Origin of the sequence: Bradyrhizobium sp. cf659 (genome assembly GCF_900113725.1) — a bacterium.
GTDB lineage: Bacteria > Pseudomonadota > Alphaproteobacteria > Rhizobiales > Xanthobacteraceae > Bradyrhizobium.
In genome coordinates this window covers 118,912-145,279 of sequence record NZ_FOQJ01000007.1, presented here as the reverse complement: position 1 = coordinate 145,279, position 26,368 = coordinate 118,912, and the positions used below count along the sequence as shown (strand labels likewise).

Annotated in this window: 25 protein-coding genes; 20 read left to right on the top strand and 5 right to left on the bottom strand. The window is 65.0% G+C overall.

All coding sequences use genetic code 11. The features are described 5' to 3' along the window. Nucleotides 1–25: 25 nt before the first annotated feature. The 4 genes from BM118_RS26450 to BM118_RS26435 all read left to right on the top strand — a co-directional run bounded on the left by BM118_RS26450 (nt 26) and on the right by BM118_RS26435 (nt 3,046). Nucleotides 26–781 carry an ABC transporter ATP-binding protein gene (locus BM118_RS26450; RefSeq protein WP_092188837.1) on the top strand — a complete coding sequence of 252 codons (756 nt, stop codon included), beginning with the start codon at nt 26–28 and terminating at the stop codon, nt 779–781. After that, entirely contained in the window at nt 778–1,491 is a 714-nt protein-coding gene (locus tag BM118_RS26445) for an ABC transporter ATP-binding protein (protein ID WP_092188835.1), read from the top strand. The genes BM118_RS26450 and BM118_RS26445 overlap by 4 nt, the downstream gene beginning before the upstream one ends. Before the next feature lie 166 nt (nt 1,492–1,657). Continuing rightward, complete coding sequence (locus BM118_RS41735; RefSeq protein WP_027546306.1) at nt 1,658–1,876, top strand: hypothetical protein; 219 nt, start codon at nt 1,658–1,660, stop codon at nt 1,874–1,876. Between the two features lie 111 nt (nt 1,877–1,987). After that, entirely contained in the window at nt 1,988–3,046 is a 1,059-nt protein-coding gene (locus BM118_RS26435) for a YeiH family protein (RefSeq protein ID WP_092188831.1), read from the top strand. Between the two features lie 199 nt (nt 3,047–3,245). On the opposite strand, the gene BM118_RS26430 is transcribed toward BM118_RS26435, so the two are convergent. From BM118_RS26430 to BM118_RS26410, 5 genes are all read right to left on the bottom strand, one after another. Continuing rightward, nucleotides 3,246–4,118, bottom strand: a complete 873-nt coding sequence (locus BM118_RS26430) for an ABC transporter ATP-binding protein (RefSeq protein WP_177234706.1) — start codon at nt 4,116–4,118, stop codon at nt 3,246–3,248. Beyond that, the gene (locus BM118_RS26425) at nt 4,115–5,020 is read right to left on the bottom strand and encodes an ABC transporter permease (protein ID WP_092188827.1); all 906 of its coding nucleotides are present in this window, start codon (nt 5,018–5,020) and stop codon (nt 4,115–4,117) included. The genes BM118_RS26430 and BM118_RS26425 overlap by 4 nt, the downstream gene beginning before the upstream one ends. After that, entirely contained in the window at nt 5,017–6,438 is a 1,422-nt protein-coding gene (locus BM118_RS26420) for an ABC transporter substrate-binding protein (protein ID WP_177234705.1), read from the bottom strand. Before BM118_RS26420 ends, BM118_RS26425 begins: the two co-directional genes overlap by 4 nt. A 181-nt stretch (nt 6,439–6,619) precedes the next feature. After that, nucleotides 6,620–7,393, bottom strand: coding sequence for a Crp/Fnr family transcriptional regulator (locus BM118_RS26415; protein ID WP_092188823.1), 774 nt, complete (start codon nt 7,391–7,393; stop codon nt 6,620–6,622). Between the two features lie 373 nt (nt 7,394–7,766). Continuing rightward, on the bottom strand, nt 7,767–8,063 hold the full coding sequence (locus BM118_RS26410; protein WP_177234740.1) for a gamma-butyrobetaine hydroxylase-like domain-containing protein: 297 nt from the start codon (nt 8,061–8,063) through the stop codon (nt 7,767–7,769). 215 nt (nt 8,064–8,278) lie between these two features. On the opposite strand from BM118_RS26410, the gene BM118_RS26405 reads away from it, so the two are divergent. The 16 genes from BM118_RS26405 to mmsB all read left to right on the top strand — a co-directional run bounded on the left by BM118_RS26405 (nt 8,279) and on the right by mmsB (nt 26,353). Continuing rightward, complete coding sequence (locus BM118_RS26405; RefSeq protein WP_092189153.1) at nt 8,279–9,052, top strand: ferredoxin--NADP reductase; 774 nt, start codon at nt 8,279–8,281, stop codon at nt 9,050–9,052. Between the two features lie 104 nt (nt 9,053–9,156). Further along, complete coding sequence (locus BM118_RS26400) at nt 9,157–10,899, top strand: fumarate reductase/succinate dehydrogenase flavoprotein subunit (protein WP_092189151.1); 1,743 nt, start codon at nt 9,157–9,159, stop codon at nt 10,897–10,899. Nucleotides 10,900–10,930: 31 nt separating this feature from the next. Continuing rightward, entirely contained in the window at nt 10,931–11,164 is a 234-nt protein-coding gene (locus BM118_RS26395) for a 4Fe-4S dicluster domain-containing protein (RefSeq protein ID WP_011085981.1), read from the top strand. Between the two features lie 2 nt (nt 11,165–11,166). After that, nucleotides 11,167–12,144: a HEAT repeat domain-containing protein gene (locus BM118_RS26390; protein WP_177234704.1), complete on the top strand. Its 978-nt coding sequence runs from the start codon at nt 11,167–11,169 to the stop codon at nt 12,142–12,144. A 132-nt stretch (nt 12,145–12,276) separates the two neighbouring features. Next, nucleotides 12,277–13,449: a fumarylacetoacetate hydrolase family protein gene (locus BM118_RS26385; RefSeq protein WP_092188817.1), complete on the top strand. Its 1,173-nt coding sequence runs from the start codon at nt 12,277–12,279 to the stop codon at nt 13,447–13,449. Between the two features lie 556 nt (nt 13,450–14,005). Then, nucleotides 14,006–14,971, top strand: a complete 966-nt coding sequence (gene ytfQ / locus BM118_RS26375) for a galactofuranose ABC transporter, galactofuranose-binding protein YtfQ (protein ID WP_092188813.1) — start codon at nt 14,006–14,008, stop codon at nt 14,969–14,971. A 117-nt stretch (nt 14,972–15,088) separates the two neighbouring features. After that, nucleotides 15,089–16,633 (top strand): sugar ABC transporter ATP-binding protein, encoded by a 1,545-nt coding sequence (locus BM118_RS26370; RefSeq protein WP_177234703.1) that lies wholly within the window; start codon nt 15,089–15,091, stop codon nt 16,631–16,633. Continuing rightward, a complete protein-coding gene (locus tag BM118_RS26365; RefSeq protein ID WP_092188809.1) occupies nt 16,630–17,622 on the top strand; it encodes an ABC transporter permease in 993 nt (330 codons plus the stop codon). The genes BM118_RS26370 and BM118_RS26365 overlap by 4 nt, the downstream gene beginning before the upstream one ends. Next, nucleotides 17,619–18,599 (top strand): galactofuranose ABC transporter, permease protein YjfF, encoded by a 981-nt coding sequence (yjfF, locus tag BM118_RS26360; protein ID WP_092188807.1) that lies wholly within the window; start codon nt 17,619–17,621, stop codon nt 18,597–18,599. The genes BM118_RS26365 and yjfF overlap by 4 nt, the downstream gene beginning before the upstream one ends. Beyond that, the gene (locus BM118_RS26355) at nt 18,596–19,366 is read left to right on the top strand and encodes a FadR/GntR family transcriptional regulator (protein ID WP_092188805.1); all 771 of its coding nucleotides are present in this window, start codon (nt 18,596–18,598) and stop codon (nt 19,364–19,366) included. The genes yjfF and BM118_RS26355 overlap by 4 nt, the downstream gene beginning before the upstream one ends. Nucleotides 19,367–19,368: 2 nt before the next feature. Continuing rightward, on the top strand, nt 19,369–20,295 hold the full coding sequence (locus BM118_RS26350) for a Gfo/Idh/MocA family protein (RefSeq protein ID WP_092189149.1): 927 nt from the start codon (nt 19,369–19,371) through the stop codon (nt 20,293–20,295). Nucleotides 20,296–20,297: 2 nt separating this feature from the next. Further along, complete coding sequence (locus tag BM118_RS26345; protein WP_092188803.1) at nt 20,298–21,374, top strand: aldose epimerase family protein; 1,077 nt, start codon at nt 20,298–20,300, stop codon at nt 21,372–21,374. Continuing rightward, on the top strand, nt 21,374–22,252 hold the full coding sequence (locus BM118_RS26340; RefSeq protein ID WP_177234739.1) for an SMP-30/gluconolactonase/LRE family protein: 879 nt from the start codon (nt 21,374–21,376) through the stop codon (nt 22,250–22,252). Before BM118_RS26345 ends, BM118_RS26340 begins: the two co-directional genes overlap by 1 nt. A 72-nt stretch (nt 22,253–22,324) precedes the next feature. Beyond that, entirely contained in the window at nt 22,325–23,398 is a 1,074-nt protein-coding gene (gene chvE, locus BM118_RS26335) for a multiple monosaccharide ABC transporter substrate-binding protein (protein ID WP_092188799.1), read from the top strand. A gap of 190 nt (nt 23,399–23,588) precedes the next feature. Beyond that, complete coding sequence (gene mmsA / locus BM118_RS26330) at nt 23,589–25,166, top strand: multiple monosaccharide ABC transporter ATP-binding protein (RefSeq protein WP_092188797.1); 1,578 nt, start codon at nt 23,589–23,591, stop codon at nt 25,164–25,166. Continuing rightward, on the top strand, nt 25,163–26,353 hold the full coding sequence (gene mmsB, locus BM118_RS26325) for a multiple monosaccharide ABC transporter permease (protein WP_092188795.1): 1,191 nt from the start codon (nt 25,163–25,165) through the stop codon (nt 26,351–26,353). Before mmsA ends, mmsB begins: the two co-directional genes overlap by 4 nt. Nucleotides 26,354–26,368 lie beyond the last annotated feature (15 nt).

Here is a 26,368-nt window from a genome sequence, read left to right as displayed (position 1 = left end):
GACAACGGCCCGAAGGGCGCTAGCCATGCTCGAGATCCGCAACCTCGCAAAGTCCTTTGGCGGCGTGAAGGCGACCAACGACGTCACGCTCGACTTCCCTGATGGCTCGCTCACCGCCATAATCGGCCCGAACGGCGCCGGCAAGAGCACCTTCTTCAACCTGATCACCGGCGCCTTGAGGCCGGATTCCGGCGAGGTGCTGCTCGACGGCGTCGATCTCGCCGGGCGTTCGCCGCCGGAGATCGTGCGCCACGGCATCGGCCGTGCCTTCCAGGTCGCCAGCATCTTCAAATCGCTGACCGTGCAGGAGACCATGCGCGCCGCAGTCAGCGCCGACCAGCGCACCTCCGCCGTGCTGCACAAGCGGTTTCCGCTGCCCGAGACGCGCGACCGCGCCGAGTATGTGATGGAATTGCTGGGTCTGTCCGGCAAGCGCAACCGCACCGCCGCGACGCTGTCGCATGGCGATCAGAAGCTGCTCGACATCGCGCTGGCCCTGGTGCTCGAACCAAAGGTGCTGCTGCTGGACGAGCCGACCGCCGGCATGGGCCCGGAGGAGCGCTGGCGCATGATCGACAAGGTGCGCGAGCTCTGGGAGCGCGAGAAGATCACCGTCGTCTTCATCGAGCACGACATGGACATCGTGTTCAAGATCGCGCCGAAGATCGTCGTGCTCTGCTACGGCCGCATCCTCGCCACCGGCACCCCCGACGAGATCCGCAACAACAGCGCCGTGATCGAAGCCTATCTCGGCACCGAGCATGCGGGAGCCGCCGCATGAGCACCGCCATCATCGAAGTCGCCGATCTCGACGTCTATTACGGCACCAGCCAGATCCTGTTCGGCGTCGGCCTGTCCGTGCGGCAGGGTGAGACCATGGCGCTGCTCGGCCGCAACGGCGCCGGCAAGTCCACGACCATGAAGGCGATCATGGGCCTGGCGCCGCCGCGGCGGGGCAAGGTCAGCCTGCGCGGTGCGGTGATATCAGGCCAGAAGCCGCATCGCATCGCGCGCGCCGGGCTCGGCTTCGTGCCGGAGGACCGCCAGATCTTCCCGGAGCACACGGTCGAGGACAATCTCGTCATCGGTCGCAAGAAAGGGCCGGAAGGCCAGGACGAATGGCCGATCAAGCGCATCTATGAAGTCTTCCCGCTGCTGGAGCCGCTGCGCCATCGCATCGCCGGACGCCTGTCGGGCGGCGAGCAGCAGATGCTGGCGATCGCGCGCACGCTGATGGGCAATCCGGCGCTGCTGCTGCTCGACGAGCCGAGCGAAGGGCTGGCGCCGATCATCGTGCAGCGGATCGGCGAGCTGCTGCGGCAGCTCCGAAAGCTCGGCTCGACCGTGCTGATCGCCGAGCAGAACATGCATTTTTGCCTGGGCCTGGCGAGCCACGCCACGGTGATCGACAAGGGCCAGATCGTCTATGCCGCCGGAATCGACGAGCTGAAGGCCAACGAGGCGATCCGGCGGCGTTATCTGGCCCTGTAGCCGGGGCGCCGGTGTCCAAATAGGCCGGAAGAAGAAAACTGTTGTCTCGGGGGCGTCCGACGGAAGGAGTTTCCCCGTCGAGGCGCAAAAACGCCAATCGCTTCCATTGCCGTTTGGGGCCGAAACGACGACATTCCGTTCAGAATTTGATGGATTGGCGCAAGCGATGGAACGCACTGGATTTGAACCCTTCGGCGAGCAGCTGGTGTCCGCGACGGACACCCAGCCGAAGTCGCGCGCCTCGAAGCTCCTGTTGCGGGCCGGCACCACGCTGTTCTGGTCGCTGGTCGCGGGCATCGTGCTTGCGCGCGCGGCCTTCTTCGAGCCGGGCATCTATGACGGCTTCAGCCGCGTCGCCTCGCTGGCCAAGAACCTGATCTTCTGAGCCGGATTATTCCGGGTCGAGGACAGAACTTCCCTCGGCCCTGATATGTCGAAAACTTATTTCCCAATTGGATCGTGCTGCGTATAAATCTTTCTCCTCTGGGAGAGATTTGTGTCGCAGAATCAAGCATCCAGCCCGGCCGATGCCAAGCCGGCTACCGTCGCAAGCCGCATTGCGGCGCTGATTCCAGGCATTCTCCTCTGCATTGCCCTCGCCGGCGTCTCGGCCCTGCTGGAGCGGGCGGAGCTGGGCGTGTTCGAGCATCCCTATGTCGAGGCGCTGGTGATGGCGATCCTGCTCGGCATGGCCGTTCGCAGTTTCTGGAAGCCCGCGCCACGCTGGCAGGCCGGCATCGCCTTCAGCGCAAAACAGCTGCTCGAAGTCGCCGTTATGCTGCTGGGGGCTTCGATCAGCTTCGCGGCCATCGCGGCCTCGGGCATCGCGCTGCTTGCCTCCATCGCCGCGGTCGTCGTGATCGCACTCTGCGTCTCCTTCGGTCTCAGCCGGCTGCTTGGCCTGTCGACGCGTCTGTCGATCCTGATCGCCTGCGGCAACTCGATCTGCGGCAATTCGGCGATTGCGGCCGTCGCGCCGATCATCGGCGCCAACAACGACGAGATCGCATCCTCGATCTCCTTCACCGCGATCCTCGGCGTGATGATGGTGCTGGGCCTTCCGCTGCTGATCCCGCTGCTGCACCTCTCCGCCACGCAATACGGCATCCTCGCCGGCCTGACAGTCTATGCGGTGCCGCAGGTTCTGGCCGCAACGGTGCCGGCCGGCCTCGTTTCGACGCAGATCGGCACGCTGGTGAAATTGATGCGCGTGCTGATGCTCGGACCCGTCGTCGTCGGCCTCTCCCTCGTCGCCTCGCGCTGGCAGACCGACGCCAAGAAGACCAATGTCGGCTTCTTCCGCCTGGTCCCGTGGTTCATCCTCGGCTTCCTCGCGCTGGCGACGCTGCGCTCGCTGGAGATCGTGCCGGGCACGGTGGTCGGACCGGTGACGAAGATCACCAGCTTCCTCACCGTCGTCTCGATGGCCGCACTTGGCCTCGGCGTCGATGTCCGCGTGCTCGCCAATGTTGGGGGCAGGGTGACGGCGGCGGTGACGCTGTCGCTGATGCTGCTGCTCGGCATCAGCATCGCGTTGGTGCATTGGTTTAAGTGAAAAATCACGCCGCGACGGCGGTGCACCCTCTCCCCTTGTGGGAGAGGGTGGCTCGCCGCATAGCGGCGAGACGGGTGAGGGGTTCTATCCGCGAATGAATCTCTTGCAGTGAGCGTGCGGAGAGAACCCCTCATCCGGCGCGCTGCGCGCGCCACCTTCTCCCACAAGGGGAGAAGGGAAGGGGGAGCGCTAGCTGCGCCTAGATCACATCCGCCAGCGAATGCCCGTGCAGCTCGATGTTCAGCCCCTGCATGCCCATGTCGGTGATCTCGCCGCCCATCGCCTTCAGGCTCTCTTCGCGGATCAGCGACATCAGCCCGCGGCGCAGCGCCAGAAATTCCGACGACATCATCATCGATTGCTGGCGCGGCCGCTCCAGCGGGATCGGAATCTCCGCCTTGATCGAGCCGGGGCGCGCGGTCATGCAGTAAACGCGGTCGGAGAGGAAGATGGCCTCGTCGATGTCGTGGGTGACGAACAGCACCGAGATCTTCAGCCGCTGCCACATATTGGTGAGGATCTGCTGCATGATGACACGGGTCTGCGCGTCGAGCGCGCCGAACGGTTCGTCCAGCAGCAGCACCTTCGGCCCCGTCGCGAGCGCGCGGACGATGCCGACGCGCTGCTTCATGCCGCCGGAGAGCTTTTCCGGATAATGCTTCTCGAAGGCCTCCAACCCGGCAAGCCCGAGCAGTGTGCGCGCGGCGCGCTCGCGCTGGGAGCGCGGCATGCCGCGCATCTTCAGGCCGAACTCGACATTCTCCCGCACCGTCTTCCACGGAAACAGCGAATATTGCTGGAACACCATGCCACGCTCGGCGCTGGGGCCGTTGACGCGTTCGCCGTCGACGGTGACGATTCCGGTGGTGGGCTTGAGGAATCCCGCGACCGCGTTGAGCAGCGTGGACTTTCCGCAGCCGGAGGGACCGACGATCGAGACGAACTCGCCGGGCTTCACGTGGATCTGCGTGTCGGTGACGGCCTGGACCGGTCCCTCGATGCTGTCATAGCTGAGGGAAAAATTCCTGACCTCGATATGGCCCTTCGACGGGTTCGCGAGCATCTCGCTCATGTCGACCTCCACGGCATCACCAATTGTCCCGCGCCGCGGATCAACAGGCTCGACCCAAGGCCAAGCACGCCGATCGCGATCATGCCGAGCGCGATGTCCGCATACTGGACCAGCGAATAGGCCTCCCAGGTGAAGTAGCCGATACCGTACTGCCCCGAGATCATCTCGGCGGCGATCAGCGACACCCAGGCGACGCCCATGCCGACGGTGAGGCCGGTGAAGATGTGCGGCAGCGAGGCCGGAAAATACACCTCGCGGAAGATCGAGCGCTCGCGCGCGCCGAGACACTGCGCGGCGCGCACCAGCACCGGATCGACCAGCGACATGCCGTGCAGCGTGTTGACCAGGATCGGAAAGAACGAGCCGAGGAAGGTGATGAAGACGATGCTCTGCTCGTTGGTCGGCCACAGCATGATCGCCATCGGCACCCAGGCGATCGCCGGGATCGGCCGCAGCACCTCCGCGACCGGGAAGATGATTTCGTGCACCAGCTTGAAGCGGCCCATGATCAGGCCGAGCGGCACGCCGACGATGGCCGCAAGCGAGAAGCCGATGAAGATGCGCCGGCAGCTCAAGAGGATGTGCATCAGGAATTTCGGATCGTGGATCGCCTTGGTGAAGCTGGCATAGACCGCCAGCGGCGAGGGCACGTTGGTGAAGCGCACGAAGAACACGACCCGGTAGGTCGTGAGCAGGTGCCAGACCAGCAGGAACGCGATCAGCGAGGCGATGCCGATCGCGGTGGCGCGCAGGCGGCCCTGGTTCAGCCGGTACCAGCGCAGCGCGAGCGTGCCGAAGGAGGGCGGTGTGTTGGGCGGAGCGGCGGGCGCGGGGCTCGCCTCCGCGACTGCTGTTGCCGGCATGCTGTCCTCGGGATGTCTGAGGAGGGCGGGACTGCTCACGTCTTGCCTCCGCTGACCGCCGCCTTCACCGCGTCGTCGAAGCCGAGCACCTTGCCGCTGATCTTGGCGGCATGGGCTTCGGCATCCTTCTTCAGCAGGAACGGCGCGACCTCGTCATTGCCGACCGCGAAGAAGGCCTGGTCGGCGAACAGCTTGATGCCGCGGGTGGTGTCGAAGACATAGGCGACGTTGATCTTCTTGCCCTTGGCCTTGAAGTCGGCATAGGCGCCGAGAGTGCAGGCGGCGGACGCGAACGGCAGGATGCCGGCTTCATCCACCCAGATCTCACCGGCCTTGCGCGGATCGGTGATCGGCTTCTTGCAGAAGCTGTCTTCGCCTGCAATTTCGTAGTTCTTGGTGCTCGCAAGCTGCGCGTCATAGTCGAGCTTCATCTCGGCATAGGCCTTGCGGATGTAACTGTCGTCGACCCACTTCTTCGGATCGAACTCCTTCATGCGGCCGAGATTCTGGAGCACCTTGACGTCGGTCGTGGCGGCATCGATCAGCGCCGGCTTCACCGTGGGATCGGTGGTCATGTTGCCGCTGGGGCCTAGGAAGATGTAGACGACCTCCTTGTTGATGCCGGTCCATTCCTGGATCTTCTCGGCGGCGAGCTTGGGATCGTCGCGCAGCCACTGGTTGGCGGCGATCAGCGCCTTGAAGTAGGCGACGACGACCTCGGGATATTTCTCGGCGAAGTCCGTGCGGACCACGATGCCGTGGAAGGTCGGCAGGTTGGTCTCGACGCCGTCGAAGATCTTTCGCGCGAAGCCGCGGAACGGCAGGAGCTCGGCGAAGGGGACGAAGTCGGCATGCGCGTCGATCTTCTTCTCCTGGAGATTGGTCGAGCCGACCTCCGGGCTCTGGCTGACGAGCTGGAAGAAGTCCGACGCGTAGCCGCGGTCCTGCATCGCCTTCAGCACCATGCCGTGCGCGGCGGAGCCGAACGGCACGCTGACCAGCTTGCCCTTGAGATCGGCGAGATCGTAGTAGGGCGAGTCCTTGTGGACGACGAGGCCGTTGCCGGAGCCGGACAGGCTGTAGGCGGCGACACCGATCAGGCGGCTCTTGCTCTCGGGATTGCTCTCGAAGGTGAAGCCGTTCACGATCAGCGGATAGTCGCCCATCATGCCGATCTGGAGCTTGTTCGCCATCATCGCATTGGTGACGGGCGGGCCGGAGGTGAAATTCTGCCACTCCAGCTCGAACTTGATGTTGGCGTATTTGCCGTCCTTCGGCAGGTACTTCTCGAGGAGATGGAGCTGGCGGATGACGACGCCGGCGGTCACCGTGTTGGTCGTGGTGTCCTGCGTTCCGATGCCCAGCGTGACGGTCTCCGCCGCGGCCGGCTGTGCGAGCATGAGCGCCAGCGACGTCACCGACATCGCGATCGAGAGCGTGGGAAGATGGCGAACCATTCTCATCCTCATTCGGTTGGATGTGCTGTGGTTGCCATGATTGGGTGAGGGCACGGGCAGGGCAAATCCGGAATGACCGCCGCAGTCGATTAGTTGCCGGGAAAAGCTGATTGCATACTCCTTGGGCAGTCCTGCACTATAAAGCCGCTTGCCTGTGCAGCGGCCCTGGCCGCGGGCTCCCTTAATCGGACGCCTGGCCGCGCATCTCTTCCAGCACGTCAGTGCGGCACACCACGATCTGCGAGCGTTTGGTCACAACGATTCCCTTCTCCTGCATGCGCTTGAGGCTGATCGTGACCCATTGCCGGGTGGCACCGACCATGTGGGCGATGTCGGCATGGGTGAAGGCGGCCGCAATCACGGTGCCGTCGGCGTCGGCGACGCCGTAGAGCTCGACGAGATGCAGCAGGAGATGCGCAAGGCGCTGCGTGATGGAGCGCGTTCCCAGCATCTGCGCCAGCGCCGAATAGCATTTGCCCTTGAAGGTGAGGCCTTCGATCAGGCCGATCGCGAGGTTCGGGATCTCAACGGCAAGGGACCGCAGTTCCTTTCCGGGCAGGTGCACCACGCTGCAATTGCTGGATGCGACGCCGGACCATTGATGCACGGTGCCTTCGAACACCTCCGGCCCGCCGACGAAATTACCGACATGCCAATAGGCGAGCGTGATCTCGCGTCCGAGCGGGGATGTGTAGAACACGCGGATGCGGCCGCTCTCGATCAGCCAGATGCCGTCATGCTTGCAGCCCTGGCTGAACAGCGTCTGGCCGCGGTTGAGCACTTTTCGCCGGCCCTGCTTCAGCACCAGCTCCCGCTCGCGCGGTGAGAGCTTGTCCATCAGCGGCGGCGGTCCGCCGATCCATTGCTGGTTCTCGGTGAGCAGCAGCGAGGAGCTTCCGGCTGGCCGGACTGCCGGGGGAACAGCCCCGCGAACCACATTGGCCGCCTGCAACATATCTGCCTCCGGAACGTTCAAGTCGTTCTAAAGAGGAGCAATGTCCGTGCCAGATGGGGAGAGGGCCACTTATACAGCCGTCATCGCCCGCGCAGGCGGGCGATCCAGTATTCCAGAGACGTCAATGGGATACGGAGAGGCCGTGGCGTACTGGATTCCCCGCTTTCGCGGGGAATGACAGCGGAGTTTGTGGCTTGGCTAGCGTGCCTCACCAACACCGTCGTCCTGGACAAGCGAGCAGAGCGAGCGCTGATCCAGGACCCATTACCACAGGCGTGTGTCGTGGCACGCAGCTGTAGCCACAGCCGACTTCTGCAACCAGCTCTTGGGGTAATGGGTCCTGGCTTTCGCCAGGACGACACCGAGGATGTTTCTACCGCCCCGCCAAGCTCAGCAGATACGGATTCGGGTAAATCCCACGGTTGTGTCCATCCGAAAACGAGATGTTCAGGCCGTAGCCGAGATCGCCGATCTCGATGATGGCGATGCCCGGAAACGCTTCAGGGAAGCGGCCGTCGAAGCGGGCGCGGGTGCAGTGGGCGCATTTGCAGGAGAGGCGAAGCTGCTCGGCCGGCAGGCTCAGCGCGTCGTCCTGCGTGGTGCGGACGAGGAGCGAGGCGAGATCGGCGCTGGCTTCGTAGTTGGCTACGGTCGGTGCCACCAAAGTCATGGTCATGACGAACCTCCGAACCCTCTCTACGTCGTTGTGACGCCGCTGCGATAGCAACTAATTGCCAGCGCAAGCGCGCCCGCCTGACCTTCGCTGCCTCCTCTTCGGTCACCGCCCGCGAAATGTGAAACTAATCGACCGGGAATTTCACTTACGAATTGCCGGACTCTCCTCTCTCCGAAACCTTGGGCGCCATCGATGGCCAAGGAGAGACCATGAGCACATTTCAGAAGGAAACGGTTCTGTCGGTCAGGCACTGGACCGACAGCCTGTTCAGCTTCACCGCGACGCGCGATCCGGGCTTCCGTTTCCAGAACGGCCAGTTCGCCATGATCGGGCTGGAGGTCGAAGGCAAGCCGTTGATGCGGGCCTACAGCATGGCCAGCGCCAATCACGAGGAGGCGCTCGAGTTCTTCTCGATCAAGGTGCAGGACGGCCCGCTGACCTCGCGCCTCCAGAAGATCCGGGAAGGCGATATCATCCTGGTCGGCCGCAAGGCTACCGGCACGCTGATCACCGGCAACCTCATTCCCGGCAAGCGACTGCTGCTGCTCTCGACCGGCACGGGGCTGGCGCCCTTCGCCAGCCTGATCAAGGACCCTGATGTCTACGAGAACTACGAGACCATCGTGCTCGCCCATGGCTGCCGTCAGGTCTCCGAGCTCGCCTATGGCGAGCACCTCGTCGAAGGCCTGCGCAACCACGAATTCTTCGGGCCGCTGATCCGCGACAAGCTCGTCTACTACCCGACCGTGACCCGCGAGCCGTTCCGGAACCGCGGCCGCATCACCGATCTGATCGCCTCGAACCAGCTGTTCGACGACATCGGACTGTCCGGCCTCGATATCGAGACCGACCGCATCATGCTGTGCGGCAGCCCGGCGATGCTCGAGGAACTCCACGACATGTTCTCCGCGCGCGGCTTTGTCGAGGGCAATCACAGCCAGCCCGGCCATTTCGTGATCGAAAAGGCTTTTGTCGAGCGCTGACGCGCAAATCGCATCCCGGCGACAACTAATTGCTATCGCCGGAAAGCCCCCTGAACAAATCTGATGCAAAGGCGCCGGACCTGCCGGCGAACCAGGAGCAAGCGATGGCACTAGATCAGATCGTCGACGGACTTTCGGAGGTTTCCTGCGATGTGCTGGTCATCGGCGGCGGCACGGCCGGTCCGATGGCGGCGCTGAAGGCGAAGCTGAAGAACCCGAAGGCCAACGTCGTCCTGCTCGAGAAGGCCAACGTCAAGCGCTCCGGCGCGATCTCGATGGGTATGGACGGGCTCAACAACGCGGTCATCCCCGGCTATGCGACGCCCGAGCAGTACACCAAGGAAATCACCATCGCCAATGACGGCATCGTCGACCAGAAGGCGGTCTATAAATACGCCCAGAACTGCTACAAGATCATCGAAGAGCTCGACAGTTTCGGCATCCGCTTCCTGAAGAACGAGAACGGCGACTACGCCGTCAAGAAGGTGCATCACATCGGCACCTATGTTCTGCCGATGCCGAACGGCGAGACCGTCAAGAAGGCGCTGTACCGTCAGCTCCGCCGCGCCCGCATCCTGATCTCCAACCGTTACATGGCGACGCGGCTGCTCAAATCGTCTGACGGCCGTATTGCCGGTGCGATCAGCGTCAACACCCGCACCGCCGAAATGCTGGTGATCAAGGCCAAGGCCGTGATCCTGTGCATGGGCGCCGCCGGCCGCCTCGGCCTGCCGACCTCCGGCTACATGTTCGGCACCTATGAGAACGCCGCCAATTCCGGCGACGGCTACTCCATGGCCTATCACGCCGGTGCCGCGCTCGCGAACCTCGAATGCTACCAGATAAATCCGCTGATCAAGGACTATAACGGCCCGGCCTGCGCCTATGTCGCCGGTCCCTTCGGCGCCTTCACCGCCAACAACGAGGGGTCGCGCTTCATCGAATGCGACTACTGGTCCGGCCAGATGATGCTGGAGTTCTACAATGAGCTTCTGTCCGGCAAGGGTCCGGTGTTCCTCCAGCTCAAGCATCTTCACCCCGACACCATCTCGGAGATCGAATCCACGCTGCACAAGGTCGAGCGTCCCACGCGCGGCCTGTTCCAGCAGGGACGCGGCGTCGACTACCGCAGCGAATCGATCGAGATGCACATCTCCGAGATCGGCTTCTGCTCCGGACACAGCGCCTCCGGCGTGTTCGTCGATGACAATGCCCGCACCACCGTTCCCGGCCTCTACGCCGCCGGCGACATGGCGAGCGTGCCGCATAATTACATGCTCGGCGCCTTCACCAACGGCTCGGTCGCCGGCATCGACGCGATGGAGTTCGCCGACAGCCACGACTTTGCGGAATTCGACGCCGCCGATGTCGCGCTGGAGCGCGACCGCGTGATGGCGCCGACCAAGCGCGAGGACGGCATTCCGCCGAACCAGGTCGAGTACAAGACCCGCCGTCTCGTCAACGACTATCTCCAGCCGCCGAAAGTCACGCGCAAATACGAGCTCGGCATGCGCCGCCTCGCCGAGGCGCGGGAGGACATGCAGGAGCGCATGATCGCGCGCAACGCGCACGAGCTGCTGCGCGCCCTCGAGGTGCAGTCGATCATGGACTGCGCCGACATGGCGGTGCATGCCTCGCTCTACCGCGAGGAGAGCCGCTGGGGCCTCTATCACTGGCGCACGGATTTCCCGGAGAAGGACAACGAGCACTGGTTCTGCCACACGCTGCTGAGCAAGCGGGATGGCAGGATGACCAGCGAGAAGCGTGCCGTCGAGCCGTACGTCGTGCCGATCGCCGACGACGAGAAGGACCTCTACGACAAGCAGCGCATCCGCGCCTCCGCCTGATCCACCAGAACATAGCAACAGGAGACATCCAATGCCTCTCGCGTCCTATCAGACATCGGTTCCGGTGGTCGTCGACGACGCCAAATGCATTGCGGACAAGGGCTGCACCGTCTGCGTCGACGTCTGCCCGCTCGACGTGCTCCGCATCAGCGAGATGACCAACAAGGCCTACATGGCCTATGACGAGTGCTGGTACTGCATGCCCTGCGAGGCGGATTGCCCGACCGGCGCCGTCACCGTCAACATTCCCTATCTGTTGAGGTGATCATGTCGAGCCCGTTCGAGTCCTACGACGACCTCGAAGACGCCGACGAGCAGCTTCAGGCCGCCGATCCCGCCGAGCGCCGTGTCGCCATCATCGCGCTCGGCCATTCCGGCGATCCTGCTGCCGTTGCGCATCTCGCTAACATGGTCGCCGATCCCGATGCCGGCGTGCGTCAGCAGGTCGCGATGGCGCTCGGCGAGTTCGACGGGCCGGAAGCGGCGAGCGCGCTCGTCAAGCTGCTGGTCGATCCCGAAAGGATCGTGGCATCGGCCGCCGCCGACAGCATGGCCGAGTTCAAGGATCCGGCTTGTGCCGAGATCATCCTGCCGCTGGTCAAGCATGCCCACGCCTTCGTCCGCATGGGCGCGCTGCGCGCGCTGAAGGAGCTTCGCTGCAAGGACACGCTGAAACCGGCGCTGGAAGCGCTGCAGGATGCGGATGCCGCCGTGCGCGTGCAGGCGATCGGCGTGATCGGCTTCCTCAAGCTGGAGGAATCCATCCCCGCGCTGACCGCGCTGATCAACGATCCCGACGCGCATGTGCGCCGCGCCTCAGTCAGCGCGCTGGCGTTCTCGCAGATGAAGCCCGCGGCCGAGACGATCACGCGCGCGCTGAAGGATGCGGACTGGATGGTGCGCGAGATGGCGGCGGAGACGCTGGGCCTCAACGTCAACGGTTCGCTCGCGGCCGACCAACTTGTCGCCTGCCTTGCCGACGAATTCTGGCAGGTGCGGCTGAAGGTGATCCGCAGCCTCGGCAGGATGAAGATCGAGCGTGCAGTGCGCCCGATCGGCAATTGCATCAATCACGACCAGGCCAATTTGCGGAAGGAAGCGGCCGCGGCGCTCGGCGAGATCGCCCATCCCGACGGCGAGGCGTTCCTGGCCGTCATCGCCGACGATGCCGATCCCGATGTGCGCAAGAACGCGCGCTGGGCGCTGCAGCAGATCGCGGCCCGCAAGGCGCGCGCAGGCGCATAGAGGCGCGGGCAGGGGCATAGCGGCCCTTCGCTGCCGGTCTGGACTTCCCCTGCCAGACGTTTATTGGTCTTCGCCAATGGGATCGGCTGCCGTGAACGCGGCCTGTCCTTAGAAACAGCGAGGACGCCGGCCATGACGACATTGACTGTCAAAGACCTTCTCCCCGAGGATGGCACGCGGGGAACGCTCGTCGGCCGCGTCTGGCTGCCGCAGGTCAATGGTCCGGCCGTGGTCGCCGTGCGCAGCGATGGCGTCTTCGACGTCACCGCCAAATTCCCGACCATCAGCGCACTCTGCGAGGAGGACAATCCCGCCAAGGCGCTTGCCGCGACCAGGGGCGAACGCATCGGCGATCTCGACGCCATCGTGGCCAATACGGCCCCCGATGGGCGCGACCCGAAAAAGCCGTGGCTGCTCGCGCCGGTCGATCTCCAGACCCTCAAGGCGGCCGGTGTCACCTTCGCGATCTCGATGCTGGAGCGCGTGATCGAGGAGCGGGCCAAGGGCAATCCGGCCTCGGCCGAAGCGATCCGGAAAGAGGTGACGCGGCTGATCGGTGACGATCTGTCAAAGCTCAAGCCGGGCTCGGACCAGGCGATGCATCTGAAGCAGGTGCTGATCGACCAGAACGCCTGGAGCCAGTATCTCGAGGTCGGCATCGGCCCCGATGCGGAGGTCTTCACCAAAGCACCGACCCTGTCCTCGGTCGGCACCGGCATGGATGCGGGCCTGCATCCGAAGTCGACCTGGAACAATCCCGAGCCGGAGCTCGTGCTGTTCGTTTCGAGCCGCGGCAAGATCGTCGGCGGTTCGCTCGGCAACGACGTCAATTTGCGCGACTTCGAGGGCCGTTCGGCGCTCTTGCTCTCGAAGGCCAAGGACAACAACGCGTCCTGCGCGATCGGCCCGCTGCTGCGCCTGTTCGACGAGAGTTTTTCGCTCGACGACGCGCGCAAGCTCGACATCAGCCTGAACGTGAAGGGGACGGACGGTTTCGTCCTCGACGGCCATTCCTCGATCAGCAAGATCAGCCGCGATCCGACCGACCTCGTCGAACAGACCATCGGCAAGGTCCATCAATACCCCGACGGCTTCGTGCTGTTCCTCGGCACCATGTTCGCGCCGGTCAAGGATCGCGATGCGCCGGGGCAGGGGTTCACCCACAAGCGCGACGACATCGTCACGATCGCCGCGCCCCAGCTCGGCAAGCTCGTCAACCGCATGCGCACCAGCGACGAGTGCGAGCCCTGGACCTTCGGCATCGGCGCGCTGATGAAGAACCTCGCGCAGCGGAAGCTGATCTAGCTCGCTGTTCTTCGCCTCTCCCCGCCTGCGGGGAGAGGCCGGAATTCGCGCGAAGCGCGGATTCCGGGTGAGGGGGACTCTCCACGAGTCGATTTGGTAGACATACGCAAAGCTCTATCCACATCGTCATTGCGAGCGCAGCGAAGCAATCCAGAATCGGCCCGCGGAGGGACTCTGGATTGCTTCGCTGCGCTCGCAATGACGAGGAGGAGAGGTTGCGGGTCCGTCTTTCTCCGTGATCGTGGATAAAGCCCCTCACCCCAACCCTCTCCCCGTAAGAACGGGGCGAGGGAGCGCACCGTCGCTGTCGCAACACCCCGCATCATTTCCTTCATCTCCTCGTTGCATCGCTGGAACAAAATCGCGCTGGGCGTGTCATAGAGCCACCCATCTCGCCAACGTGTGGTTTCCCCCAAATAGTCAAATAATATGACTAGTCGGAACCGATCTTCTGTGAAATAGTCCCTCCCGCCGCCCACAAAGGGCGGTCTGCAGGTGCCATGCTACCAATCGGCACCCGAGATAAACACAAGATCACTCTTGGGAGACACGCCTGATGACCCCTAAAGCCCTCTTTGCGGCCACCGCCACGGCCGCGTTGTTGCTCGCGCTGCCGGCGAGTGCCGCCGAGCTCACCATCGGCTTCTCGCAGATCGGATCGGAATCCGGCTGGCGCGCGGCCGAGACCTCGGTCTCCAAGCAGGAGGCCGCCAAGCGCAAGGTCAATCTCAAGATCGCCGACGCCCAGCAGAAGCAGGAGAACCAGATCAAGGCGATCCGCTCCTTCATCGCGCAGAACGTCGACGCGATCTTCCTCGCGCCCGTCGTCTCGACCGGCTGGGACTCGGTGTTGAAGGAAGCCAAGGAGGCCAAGATCCCGGTCGTGCTGCTCGACCGCGACATCGATCCCTCCGGCAAGGAGCTCTATCTCACTGCCGTCACGTCAGACAGCGTGCACGAAGGCGAGGTTGCCGGCGACTGGCTGGCCAAGACCGTCGGCAACAAGGCCTGCAGCATCGTCGAATTGCAGGGCACGGTCGGCGCCAGCGTCGCCGCCAATCGCAAGAAGGGCTTTGACACCGCCATCGCCAAGCATGCGAACCTGAAGGTGGTGCGCAGCCAGACCGGCGACTTCACCCGCGCCAAGGGCAAGGAGGTGATGGAGAGCTTCATCAAGGCCGAAGGCGGCGGCAAGTCGATCTGCGCGGTCTATGCGCACAACGACGACATGATGGTCGGTGCGATCCAGGCGATGAAGGAAGCCGGCCTCAAGCCCGGCAAGGAGATCCTCACCGTCTCGATCGACGCGGTCCCCGATATCTTCAAGGCCATGGCCGCCGGCGAAGCCAATGCCACGGTCGAGCTGACGCCGAACATGGCGGGCCCCGCACTCGATGCCATCGCGGCCTTCAAGGACAAGGGCACCGTTCCGCCGAAGTGGATCCAGACCGAGTCCAAGCTCTATACCGCAGCCGACGATCCGCAGAAGATCTACGACAGCAAGAAGGGCCTCGGTTATTGAGGCGGGTGCCGCGCCGGGCCGCTCCCCGTGGTCCGGCGCCCCCCTTCGAAACCGCTGCGCGAACGAATAGGCTGGGTGTCCGCGTCATCAGCGGGCACCGGTGGGAGTGACGTTGCTATGGAGAACAGCCCCGATCCTGCTTCGCCCCTTCTGGAGGTGCGCGGGATCAGCAAGAGCTTCGGTGCTGTGCGTGCGTTGCAGGAGGTCGACTTCACGCTTCGCGCCGGCGAGATCCATGCGCTGCTCGGGGAGAACGGCGCCGGCAAGTCGACGCTGATCAAGGTCGTTACCGGCGTATTTCCGCGCGATGCCGGCATCGTCCGGCTCGGCGGCGAGGAGGTCGCGCCGCGCTCGGCCAAGGCCGCGCTTCAGGCCGGCATCGCCACCGTCTACCAGGAGGTCAATCTGCTGCCGAATCTCTCGGTGGCGCAGAACCTGTTTCTCGACCGCCAGCCGATGCGCTTCGGCATCGTGCGCGACGGTGAGATGCGCCGCCGCGCCAAGACGCTGCTCGCCGACTTCGGCCTCGACATCGACGTATCAGCGCCGCTCGGCAGCTATTCCGTCGCCGTGCAGCACGTCACCGCGATTGCGCGCGCCGTCGATCTGTCCGCGCGTGTGCTGATCCTGGACGAGCCGACCGCGAGCCTCGACCGTCACGAGGTCGAGATCCTCTTCGGCATCATGCGCCAGCTCGCGGGGCGCGGCATCGGCATCGTCTTCGTCAGCCACTTCCTCGACCAGGTCTACGAGATCTCCGACCGCATCACCGTGCTGCGCAACGGCCGCCTGGTCGGTGAGCGCGAGACTGCCTCGCTGCCGCGGATCGAATTGATCCGCATGATGCTCGGCCGCGAGCTTGCGGAGACCACCAGTGCGCGGGCGGCGACGCGCGAGCATCAGGCGCGCGAGATCTGCGCGAGCTTCGAGAATTACGGCAAATCCGGCTATGTCGCGCCGTTCAATCTCGAGCTGCGCCATGGCGAGGTCGTCGGCCTCGCCGGCCTGCTCGGCTCGGGCCGCACCGAGACGGCGCGGCTGGTGTTCGGCGCCGAGCGTGCCGATCGCGGGCAGGCGAAGGTGGAAGGCGAGCCCGTGCGGCTGCACTCGCCGCGCGACGGCGTGCGCCACGGCTTTGGCTATTGCCCGGAGGAACGCAAGACCGACGGCATCGTCGCCGAGCTCAGCGTGCGCGAGAACATCGTGCTGGCGCTCCAGGCCAAGCGCGGGCTGCATCGCCCGCTGTCGCGCCGCGAGCAGGACGAGATCGCGCGCCGCTACGTCAAGATGCTGGACATCCGTCCGCCCGATCCGGAACGCCCCGTGGGCCTGCTCTCCGGCGGCAATCAGCAAAAGGTGCTGCTGGCGCGCTGGCTCGCGACCTCGCCGCGGCTGCTGGTGCTGGACGAGCCGACCCGCGGCATCGACGTCGGCGCGCATGCCGAGATCATCCGCCTGATCCGCGAGCTCTGTGACGATGGGCTCTCGCTGCTCGTGATCTCCTCCGAGCTGGACGAGATCGTGACCTATTCGGATCGGGTCGTGGTGCTGCGCGACCGCGCCCATATCGAGGAGCTCGCGGGCGAGGCGATCGATGTCGGCAACATTCTCGCGGCCATCGCGGCCGACGGCACCGCTATCGCGCATGAGGGGCGGGCATGACAGCGCTGCTGCCGCGCCGCGGCCTTGCCCAGATCCTCGCATTGATCGTCATCCTCGCGGTCGACCGCGTGGTGTCGCCGCAATTCTTCGACCTGCGCCTCCAGGACGGCCGTCTCTTCGGCAGCCTGATCGACGTGCTCAACCGCGGCACGCCGGTGGCGCTGCTCTCGCTCGGCATGGTGCTGGTGATCGCGACGCGCGGCATCGACCTCTCGGTCGGCGCAATCATGGCGATCTCGGGCGCAATTGCGGCCAGCCTCGCTGACAGCCACGGGCTTCCGGTCGTGCTGGCGGCTGCGCTTGGCGCCGGCCTCGTCTGCGGCTTGTGGAACGGATTTCTCGTCGCCGTGCTCGGCATGCAGCCGATCGTGGCGACGCTGATCCTGATGGTGGCGGGGCGGGGCATCGCCCAGCTCATCACCGAAGGGCGTATCGTGACGTTTTCCTCGCCCGATCTGGTCTGGCTCGGCAACGGCGCCATCCTCGGCCTGCCGGTGCCGGTCGCGATCGCCTTGGGCATGCTGATCCTCACCGGTGCGGTGGTGCGCGGCTCCGCGCTCGGGCTCCTGATCGAGGCGACCGGCGGCAATGCGCGGGCGAGCGAGCTTGCCGGCGTCGGCACGCGCGCGATGATCCTGTCGGTCTATGTCTGGTGCGGCGTCTGCGCCGCGCTGGCCGGCGTGATCGCCGCGGCCGACATCATGGGCGCGGATGCCAACAATGCCGGCCTCTGGCTCGAGCTCGACGCTATCCTCGCCGTGGTGATCGGCGGCACGTCACTGTTCGGCGGCCGCTTCAGTCTTGTGCTCGCGGTGCTGGGGGCGCTGATCATCCAGACCATGAATACCGGAATCCTGCTGTCGGGCTATCCGCCGGAATTCAACCTGCTGGTCAAGGCAGTGGTTGTGCTCGCTGTTCTGCTGCTGCAATCTCCGAAATTCTCGGGGCTTGCCGGTATTGCCGCGCGGCTGCGGAGGACGAAAGCATGAAAGGCCTGCCGCCCGTCCTGATCACGGCCATCGTGCTCGTCGCGGGCTTCGCGCTCTGCGCCATGCAATTCCCCAACATCGCCTCCACCCGCGTGGTCGGCAATCTGCTCACCGACAATGCCTTCCTCGGCATCGTCGCGACCGGGATGACCTTCGTCATCATCTCCGGCGGCATCGACCTGTCGGTCGGCTCGGTGATCGGCTTCACCACCGTCTTCGTCGCGCTGGCGATCGAGCGCTGGGGCGTGCCGCCGCTGGTCGCCTTCGTCGCCATCCTCGCGCTCTCGGCGGCGTTCGGCGCGGCGATGGGCGCGGTCATCCATGTCTTCGACCTGCCGCCGTTCATCGTGACGCTGGCCGGGATGTTCCTGGCCCGCGGCGCAAGCTTCCTGCTCTCGACGGAATCGGTGCCGATCACCGCGCCGGTCTATTCCACCGTGTCCGACTTTGCGTTGCGGATGCCCGGCGGCGGGCGGCTGACGGCGGTCGCGATCATCATGCTCGTGATCGTGATCGGCGGCGCCTTGCTGCTGCATCTCGCCCGGTTTGGTGCCAATGTCTATGCGCTCGGCGGCAGTCGGACGACCGCGAGCCTGATGGGTGTTGCGGTGGGCAAGATGACGGTGAAGATCTACATGCTGTCGAGCCTGCTCGCGGGAATCGCCGGCATCGTGTTCTCGTTCTACACCAGCGCCGGCTATTCGCTCTCCGCCGTCGGCGTCGAGCTCGACACCATCGCCGCCGTCGTCATCGGCGGCACGCTGCTCACGGGCGGGCAGGGCTCGGTGATCGGCACCTTCCTCGGCGTGCTGATCCAGGGCCTGATCCAGACCTACATCAATTTCGACGGCACGCTGTCGAGCTGGTGGACCAAGATCGCGACCGGTGTATTGCTGTTCGCCTTCATTGCCTTGCAGCAGGGGCTGGTCGCGCTTGCGCGCCGGCCCGTGGCCAAGAGCGCGGGAGCTGCCACATGACCTCGCGCATCGTCGTCATCCCGACGCGCCGGGCCCACTCCAACCACGCGGAAGTGGCCCGCTCGATCGGCGTCGACATCATCGCCGGCCGTTACGCGGAGGGGACGCGCCTGCCGGGCGATGCCGAGATGATCGCGATGTTCGGCGTGTCGCGGCCGGTGCTGCGGGAGAGCGTGAAGACGCTGGTGGCCAAGGGCCTGCTCACCACCAAGGCGCGGGTCGGCACCGTCGTGCGCGAGCGCGCCGCCTGGAACATGTTCGACGCCGACGTGCTGGCCTGGCATCTCGACGCCGGAATCGACAAGCGTTTCCTCAACGACCTCGCCGAGATCCGTCTGGCGGTCGAGCCGCGCGCGGCCGAGCTCGCAGCGAAGCAGCGGTCCGAGGAGGACGTCGTCGAGCTCCGGCGCAGCATGGAGCGCATGCGCCGTGAAGCCTCCGACTCGGTGGGCTTTGCCGATGCCGACCTCGCGCTCCACGTTGCCGTGGCGCGGGCCTCCGGCAATCTGTTCATGCGCTCGATCGGGCATGTCATCGAGGCCGCTCTTCGCGCCTCCTTTCTGCTGAGCGCGCCAGTCGAGCCAGAGGACCGCGACACCGTGCTGCTCTGGCATCAGAAGATCGTCGACGCGATCGAGGCCGGCGATGCCGAGGCGGCATCGGCGGCCATGGTCTATGTCATTCACAACGGCATGCACCGCCACGAGGATACGGTGATCGAGACCGCCCCGGCCGAGGCGCTGCCGTCAGAGGATACTGGAGAATGAGCGTGACCGACCTTCGCATCGCCATCGTCGGCTTCGGCAAGATCGCGCGCGACCAGCATGTCGGCGCGATCGCAGCGGTACCGGGCGCGACGCTCGCGGCCGTTGCCAGCCGCAATGCCTCGCTGCCGGAGCTGCCGCATTTCGCCACCATCGAGGAGCTGCTGGAGAAGGGCCCGGCGATCGACGCGGTCTCGCTCTGCACGCCGCCGCAGGTGCGGCGCGCCCAGGCCGCCACAGCGCTCGCGGCCGGCAAGCACGTCATGCTGGAAAAGCCGCCGGGCACCGGCGTTGCCGAGCTGGACCCGCTGATTGCCATGGCGGTCGATGCCAAGTGCACGCTGTTTGCGACCTGGCATTCGCGCCATGCGCCGGCGGTCGAGCCGGCCCGCGAATGGCTGGCGACACGCCGGATCAAGTCCGTGCACATCAACTGGAAGGAAGACGTTCGCGTCTGGCATCCCGGCCAAGCCTGGATCTGGGAGCCGGGCGGACTCGGCGTGTTCGATCCCGGCATCAATGCGCTGTCGATCCTGACCCGCATCCTGCCGAAGCCGGTGTTCGTCACCGCGGCGGACCTTGCCTTTCCCGCCAACTGCCAGGCGCCGATTGCGGCGAACCTGAACCTGACTGACATCAACGGCCTGCCCATCACCGCCGAATTCGATTTCCGCCAGACCGGGCCGCAGAGCTGGGATATCGTCGTGGAAACCGACCAGGGCCGGATGACCTTGTCCGGCGGCGGGCGTCGGATGGCTGTCGACGGCAAGGCCATTGCCGAGGCGCCCGATCAGGAATATTGCGAGCTGTACCGGCGCTTCGTCGAGCTTGCGGCGACCGACGCAAGCGATGTCGATCTGGCGCCGCTGCGTCTCGTCGCCGACGCCTTCCTGCTCGGCAGGCGTACGATCGTCGAACCTTTTGTGGACTGAACATGGCTGGCTCGAAGATCACAAAAGACGTTTTCGGAAAGCTGCCGGACGGCCGCAATGTCGAGCGCATCGTGCTGCGCGGGGAGGGCGGCTTTGAGGCCCGCATCATCACCCATGGCGCGGTGATCCAGGCGCTGATCGCACCGGACGCCAAAGGCGGCTACGACGATGTCGTGCTCGGCCATGACGCCTTCGCCGGCTATCTCGCCGAACGAAAATTCCTGGGCGCCACCGTCGGCCGCTACGCCAACCGTATCGCCAAGGGACAGTTCTCGCTCGATGGCGAGACGGTGCAGCTCCCCGTCAACAATGGCCCGAATGCGCTGCATGGCGGCCTCGACGGCTTCGACCGCAAGCTCTGGGAGATCGCCGGGATCGACGAGGGCGCCGAGCCCGCGGTGACGCTCACCTATACGAGCCCCCACGGCGAGGAGAATTATCCGGGCCGGCTCGATGTGCGCCTGACCTATCGCGTCACCGGCCCGGCCGAGCTGTCGCTGATGATGGAGGCGCGGACGGACCGGCCGACCATCGTCAATTTGACCAACCACAGCTTCTTCAATCTCGAAGGCGCGACGTCAGGCACGCCTATCCTCGACCACAGGCTGACGGTCGCCGCCGAGCATTTCCTCGCCATCGATCCCACCGCCATTCCGCTGCCGGAGCCGCCGCGCGCGGTGGCCGGCACGCCGTTCGACTTCCGTAACCCGCATACCGTGGGCGAGCGCATCCGCGAAAACGATCAGCAATTGCAGAGCGGCAGGGGCTACGACCACACCTACTGCCTCGGCCGCGAGGGCAAGCTCGCGCTCGCGGCACGGCTGGAAGCCCCGCGTTCGGGACGCATCATGGAGCTGTTCACTGATCAGCCCGGCATCCAGGTCTATTCCGGCAACTATCTCGACGGCACGATCTCGGGCAAGGGCGGCAAGCTGATCCGGCAATCGGACGCCATGTGCCTGGAGCCGCATATCTGGCCCGATGCGCCGAACCGGCCGGATTTTCCGAGCCCGCGTCTCGATCCCGGCGGAATCTACCGGCATCACACCGTCTATCGCTTTGCCGCGAGGGCGCCATGATGGAAGAAGTGCCGACCTCCGTTCTCTCCGCCGATCAATGTCATCTCGGCGAAGGGCCGACTTATGATCCGACCACCGATACGGCCTGGTGGTTCGACATCCGCGAAGGACGCCTGTTCGAGGCGCATCTCGGCAGTGGCGCGATCCGCGTCCACGCGCTCGGCCGGATGGCGAGCGCGCTCGGACGCATCGATGCCGAGCGGCAGTTGATCGTCGCGGAGGATGGCCTCTACATCCGCACTCTAGCCGACGGCGCGATGACGCTGTTCTGTGCGCTCGAAGCCGACAATCCCGCGACGCGCTCCAATGATTGCCGCGTGCACCAGTCCGGCACGTTCTGGATCGGCACCATGGGGCGCAAGGCCGAGCCGAGGGCAGGGGCGATCTACGCGCTCCATCGCGGCAAGATCTCGACGCTGTTTCCCGGCATCAGCATTCCCAACTCGATCTGCTTCTCACCGGATGGCGCGACCGGCTACTTCACCGACACCCCGCGCGCCGTGCTCTATGCCGTCCCGCTCAATCCCGCGACCGGCCTGCCGCGCGGCGAACCGGAGGTGCTGCTCCGCCATACCGGTATCGGCGGCCTCGACGGCTCGGTGTGCGACGCCGACGGGCAGATCTGGAATGCGTGCTGGGGCGCGAGCCGTATCGACGTCTACAGCCCGCAGGGCGAGCGGCTGCGCTCACTCAGCGTGCCGGCCAAGCAGGCGAGTTGCCCGGCCTTCGTCGGCCCCGATCTGTCGCGTCTCCTCGTCACCTCGGCCTGGCAGGACATGGACCCGGCGGCGCGCGCCGCCGATCCGCAAGCCGGCTGCACCTTTCTGTTGGAGGCCTCCGCGCGTGGTCGCGCGGAGCCCGACGTCAAGCTTGCATAGGAGGACCCCCACGCATTCGACCGACGTTCGCGACGACCGAAGAAAACAGTCTGACACATAAGGGAGTGAAGCATGCTGAAACTGAAGACGACGTTCCTCGCGCTGGCGCTGGCCGGCGCTGCGACGATGGCCGCAGGCGTTCCCGCCTCCGCGCAGGACAAGGCGACCGTCGGCATCGCCATGCCGACCAAATCGTCGGCGCGCTGGATCGACGACGGCAACAACATGGTCAAGGTGCTGAAGGAGCGCGGCTACAACACCGACCTGCAATACGCCGAGGACGACATTCCGAACCAGCTCTCGCAGGTCGAGAACATGGTGACCAAGGGTGCGAAGGCGCTGGTGATCGCCGCGATCGACGGCACCACGCTGTCCGACGTGCTCAAGCAGGCCAAGGCCAAGGGCATCACAGTGATCGCCTATGACCGCCTGATCCGCGGCACGCCGAACGTCGACTATTACGCGACCTTCGACAATTTCCAGGTCGGCGTGCTCCAGGCGGAGTCGCTCGTGCAGGGCCTCGGTCTCAAGGACGGCAAGGGTCCCTTCAACATCGAGTTGTTCGGTGGCTCGCCGGACGACAACAACGCCTACTTCTTCTACAACGGCGCGATGAGCGTGCTGAAGCCGTACATCGACAGCGGCAAGCTCGTCGTCGTGTCCGGCCAGATGGGCATGGACAAGGTCGCGACCTTGCGCTGGGACGGCGCTACCGCGCAGGCCCGCATGGACAACCTGCTCAGCGCCTACTACGGCAACAAGAAGGTCAACGCCGTGCTGTCGCCCTATGACGGCCTCTCGATCGGCATCATCTCCTCGCTGAAGGGCGTCGGCTACGGCAGCGCCGACCAGAAGATGCCGATCATCAGCGGCCAGGACGCCGAGGTGCCCTCGATCAAGGCAATGCTGCGCGGCGATCAGTACTCGACCATCTTCAAGGACACCCGCGACCTCGCCAAGGTGACCGCCGACATGGTCGACGCTGCGCTGGCCGGCAAGCAGGTCACGGTCAACGACACCAAGACCTACGAGAACGGCGCCAAGACCGTGCCGTCCTATCTGCTCAAGCCGGTCGTGGTCTACAAGGACAATTGGGAGAAGGTCCTGGTGGACAGCGGCTACTACAAGAAGTCGCAGTTTCAGTAAGACTCCGTCTTCTCCCTCTCCCCGCTTGCGGGGAGAGGGAGCTCTCTATGGGGGACGAAACGTATGTCCACGTACTCGTCATGCCCGGGCTTGACCCGGGCATCCACGTCCTTCCTCGCAAGCGGTGGCACGTGGATGGCCGGGACAAGCCCGGCCATGACGACGTGGAAAAGTCCGGGAGAATGATCCGATGACCGCCATGCTGGAGATGCGCAACGTCAGCAAGAGCTTTGCCGGCGTCCAGGCGTTGCGCGACGTCAACTTCTCGGTTCGCGCCGGGCAGATCCACGCGCTCGTCGGCGAGAACGGCGCCGGCAAGTCCACGCTGATGAAGGTGCTCAGCGGCGTCTATCCGCATGGCAGCTACGAGGGCACCATCATCTTCGAGGGTGAGGAGCGCCGCTTCCGCGACATCAACGATTCCGAGGCGCTCGGTATCATCATCATTCACCAGGAACTCGCGCTGATCCCGCTGATGTCGATCGCGGAAAACATCTTTCTGTCGCATCCGCCGTCGAAGTTCGGCGTGATCGACCGCGACGAGGTCTACCGGCGCACGCGCGAGCTGCTCGCGCAGGTCGGCCTGAAGGAATCGCCGGACACGCTGATCACCGATCTCGGCGTCGGCAAGCAGCAGCTGGTCGAGATCGCGAAGGCGCTGTCCAAGCGGGTGCGGATGCTGATCCTGGACGAGCCGACCGCGAGCCTGAACGAAGCCGACAGCGCCGCGCTGCTCGAACGCCTGATGGTGTTCCGCGAGCAGGGCATCGGCTCGATCCTGATCTCGCACAAGCTCAACGAGGTCGCGAAGGTCGCCGACCACATCACCGTGCTGCGCGACGGCCGCACCGTCGACAGCATCGACTGCCGTGCCGAACCGATCCAGGAAGACCGCATCATTCGCAGCATGGTCAACCGCGATCTCGCCCATCGTTTCCCTGAGCGCAGCGCGAAGATCGGCGAGCCTGTCCTCGCCGTCGAGAACTGGTCGGTCTATCACCCCATCCATCCCGACCGGCAGGTGATCAAGAACGTCGATTTCGGCGTGAAGCGCGGCGAGGTCGTCGGCATTGCCGGGCTGATGGGCGCCGGCCGCACCGAATTCGCCATGAGCCTGTTCGGCTGCTCCTGGGGCACCAATATCAGCGGCCGGATCCGGCTCGAGGGCCGGGAAATCGTGCTGCCGAGCGTTGCGGCCGCGATCGACGCCGGCCTTGCCTATGTCACTGAGGACCGCAAGCAGCTCGGCCTGATCCTCGCCGACGACGTCCGCAAGAACATCACGCTCGCCAGCCTCGACCAAGTCGCGCCGGGGAGGGTGATCGACGACATCGCCGAGCTGAAGGTCGCCAGCGACTATCGCAACCGCATGCGCATCCGCTGCTCCGACGTCTACCAGGAGACCGGCCAGCTCTCCGGCGGCAACCAGCAGAAGGTCGTGCTGTCGAAATGGCTGATGACCGACCCCAAGGTGCTGATCCTGGACGAGCCGACAAGGGGCATCGACGTTGGTGCCAAATACGAGATTTACTGTATCATCAACGAGCTGGCGGAAGCGGGCCGCGGCGTCGTGGTGATCTCCTCGGAGATGCCCGAGCTGCTCGGCATCTGCGACCGCATCTGCGTCATGAACGACGGCGCCTTCGTCGGCGAGTTCAAGGGCGCCGAGGCGACGCAGGAGAAGATCATGCGCGCCATCATGCGCAACCAGAGAAGCAACGGAAACGGCGTGCCTGAGGCCGCGGAGATGGGAGGATTGCAGCCATGACCGACAAGACGGTTTCGCTGCCCGAGGAGCGCCGTCACGGCAGCTTCATCAAGAACAATTTGCGCAATTACGGCATGCTGATGTCGCTGATCGCGATCATGCTGTTCTTCCAGGTCATGACGGGCGGCACGCTGCTCCAGCCGCTCAATTTGACGAACCTGGTGCTCCAGAACAGTTACATCGTCATCATGGCGCTCGGCATGCTGCTGGTGATCGTCACCGGCCATATCGACCTTTCGGTCGGCTCGGTCGCGGGCTTCGTCGGCGCGGTAGCCGCCGTGCTGATGGTGACCTGGAAGGTCGACTACACGCTCGCTTTCATCGCCTGCCTGCTGCTGGGCGCGGCGATCGGCGCGGCGCAGGGCTATTGGGTGGCCTATTTCAAGATCCCGTCCTTCATCGTGACGCTGGCGGGCATGCTCGTGTTCAAGGGCCTTGCGCTTGCGGTGTTGCAGGGCCAGTCGCTCGGGCCGTTCCCGGCGACCTTCCAGAAATTGTCCTCAGGCTTCATCCCGGAGATCCTGCCCGAGGCCGGCACGCTGCATCCGACCTCCATGCTGATCGGCGCCGTGCTCGCGCTCGGCCTCGTCTATGCCAGCGCCAAGAGCCGGTCGCGCGAGCAGGCGCACGGCATCGAGGTCGAGCCTTACGCATTTTTCCTCGGCAAGAGCATTTTGCTCGCCTGTGCCGTGCTCTATTTCACCTATCTGATCGCCTCGCACCGCGGCCTGCCCAACGTGCTGGTGATCATGACCGCGCTGATCGCGCTCTACGGCTTCGTTACCCGTCGCACCGTGATCGGGCGGCAGGTCTATGCGGTCGGAGGCAACGCCAAGGCGGCAAGCCTGTCGGGCATCAAGACCGAGCGGCTGACCTTCTTCACCTTCGTCAACATGGGCGTGCTGGCCGCGCTAGCCGGCCTCGTCTTCGCCGCGCGTCTCAACACCGCAACGCCGAAGGCGGGTCTCGGCTTCGAGCTCGACGTCATCGCGGCCTGCTTCATCGGCGGCGCCTCGGCCTATGGCGGGGTGGGGCGCGTCGGCGGCGCCGTGGTCGGCGCCATGATCATGGGCGTGATGAACAACGGCATGTCCATCCTCGGCATCGGCATCGACTATCAGCAGGTCATCAAGGGCCTGGTGCTGCTGGGGGCCGTGTGCATCGACGTGTATAATCAGCGGCGGTAGTGCATCGGCGGTGCC

Coding starts and splice junctions, on each gene's coding strand:
- BM118_RS26365 (WP_092188809.1), top strand. CDS start 16,630: ATGACAGCGCTGCTGCCGCGCCGCGGCCTTGCCCAGATCCTCGCATTG.
- BM118_RS26370 (WP_177234703.1), top strand. CDS start 15,089: ATGGAGAACAGCCCCGATCCTGCTTCGCCCCTTCTGGAGGTGCGCGGG.
- yjfF (WP_092188807.1), top strand. CDS start 17,619: ATGAAAGGCCTGCCGCCCGTCCTGATCACGGCCATCGTGCTCGTCGCG.
- BM118_RS26400 (WP_092189151.1), top strand. CDS start 9,157: ATGGCACTAGATCAGATCGTCGACGGACTTTCGGAGGTTTCCTGCGAT.
- BM118_RS26385 (WP_092188817.1), top strand. CDS start 12,277: ATGACGACATTGACTGTCAAAGACCTTCTCCCCGAGGATGGCACGCGG.
- BM118_RS41735 (WP_027546306.1), top strand. CDS start 1,658: ATGGAACGCACTGGATTTGAACCCTTCGGCGAGCAGCTGGTGTCCGCG.
- BM118_RS26355 (WP_092188805.1), top strand. CDS start 18,596: ATGACCTCGCGCATCGTCGTCATCCCGACGCGCCGGGCCCACTCCAAC.
- BM118_RS26405 (WP_092189153.1), top strand. CDS start 8,279: ATGAGCACATTTCAGAAGGAAACGGTTCTGTCGGTCAGGCACTGGACC.
- BM118_RS26390 (WP_177234704.1), top strand. CDS start 11,167: ATGTCGAGCCCGTTCGAGTCCTACGACGACCTCGAAGACGCCGACGAG.
- BM118_RS26445 (WP_092188835.1), top strand. CDS start 778: ATGAGCACCGCCATCATCGAAGTCGCCGATCTCGACGTCTATTACGGC.
- BM118_RS26415 (WP_092188823.1), bottom strand. CDS start 7,393: ATGTTGCAGGCGGCCAATGTGGTTCGCGGGGCTGTTCCCCCGGCAGTC.
- BM118_RS26430 (WP_177234706.1), bottom strand. CDS start 4,118: ATGAGCGAGATGCTCGCGAACCCGTCGAAGGGCCATATCGAGGTCAGG.
- BM118_RS26420 (WP_177234705.1), bottom strand. CDS start 6,438: ATGGTTCGCCATCTTCCCACGCTCTCGATCGCGATGTCGGTGACGTCG.
- ytfQ (WP_092188813.1), top strand. CDS start 14,006: ATGACCCCTAAAGCCCTCTTTGCGGCCACCGCCACGGCCGCGTTGTTG.
- BM118_RS26345 (WP_092188803.1), top strand. CDS start 20,298: ATGGCTGGCTCGAAGATCACAAAAGACGTTTTCGGAAAGCTGCCGGAC.
- BM118_RS26450 (WP_092188837.1), top strand. CDS start 26: ATGCTCGAGATCCGCAACCTCGCAAAGTCCTTTGGCGGCGTGAAGGCG.
- mmsB (WP_092188795.1), top strand. CDS start 25,163: ATGACCGACAAGACGGTTTCGCTGCCCGAGGAGCGCCGTCACGGCAGC.
- BM118_RS26340 (WP_177234739.1), top strand. CDS start 21,374: ATGGAAGAAGTGCCGACCTCCGTTCTCTCCGCCGATCAATGTCATCTC.
- BM118_RS26410 (WP_177234740.1), bottom strand. CDS start 8,063: ATGACTTTGGTGGCACCGACCGTAGCCAACTACGAAGCCAGCGCCGAT.
- chvE (WP_092188799.1), top strand. CDS start 22,325: ATGCTGAAACTGAAGACGACGTTCCTCGCGCTGGCGCTGGCCGGCGCT.
- mmsA (WP_092188797.1), top strand. CDS start 23,589: ATGACCGCCATGCTGGAGATGCGCAACGTCAGCAAGAGCTTTGCCGGC.
- BM118_RS26395 (WP_011085981.1), top strand. CDS start 10,931: ATGCCTCTCGCGTCCTATCAGACATCGGTTCCGGTGGTCGTCGACGAC.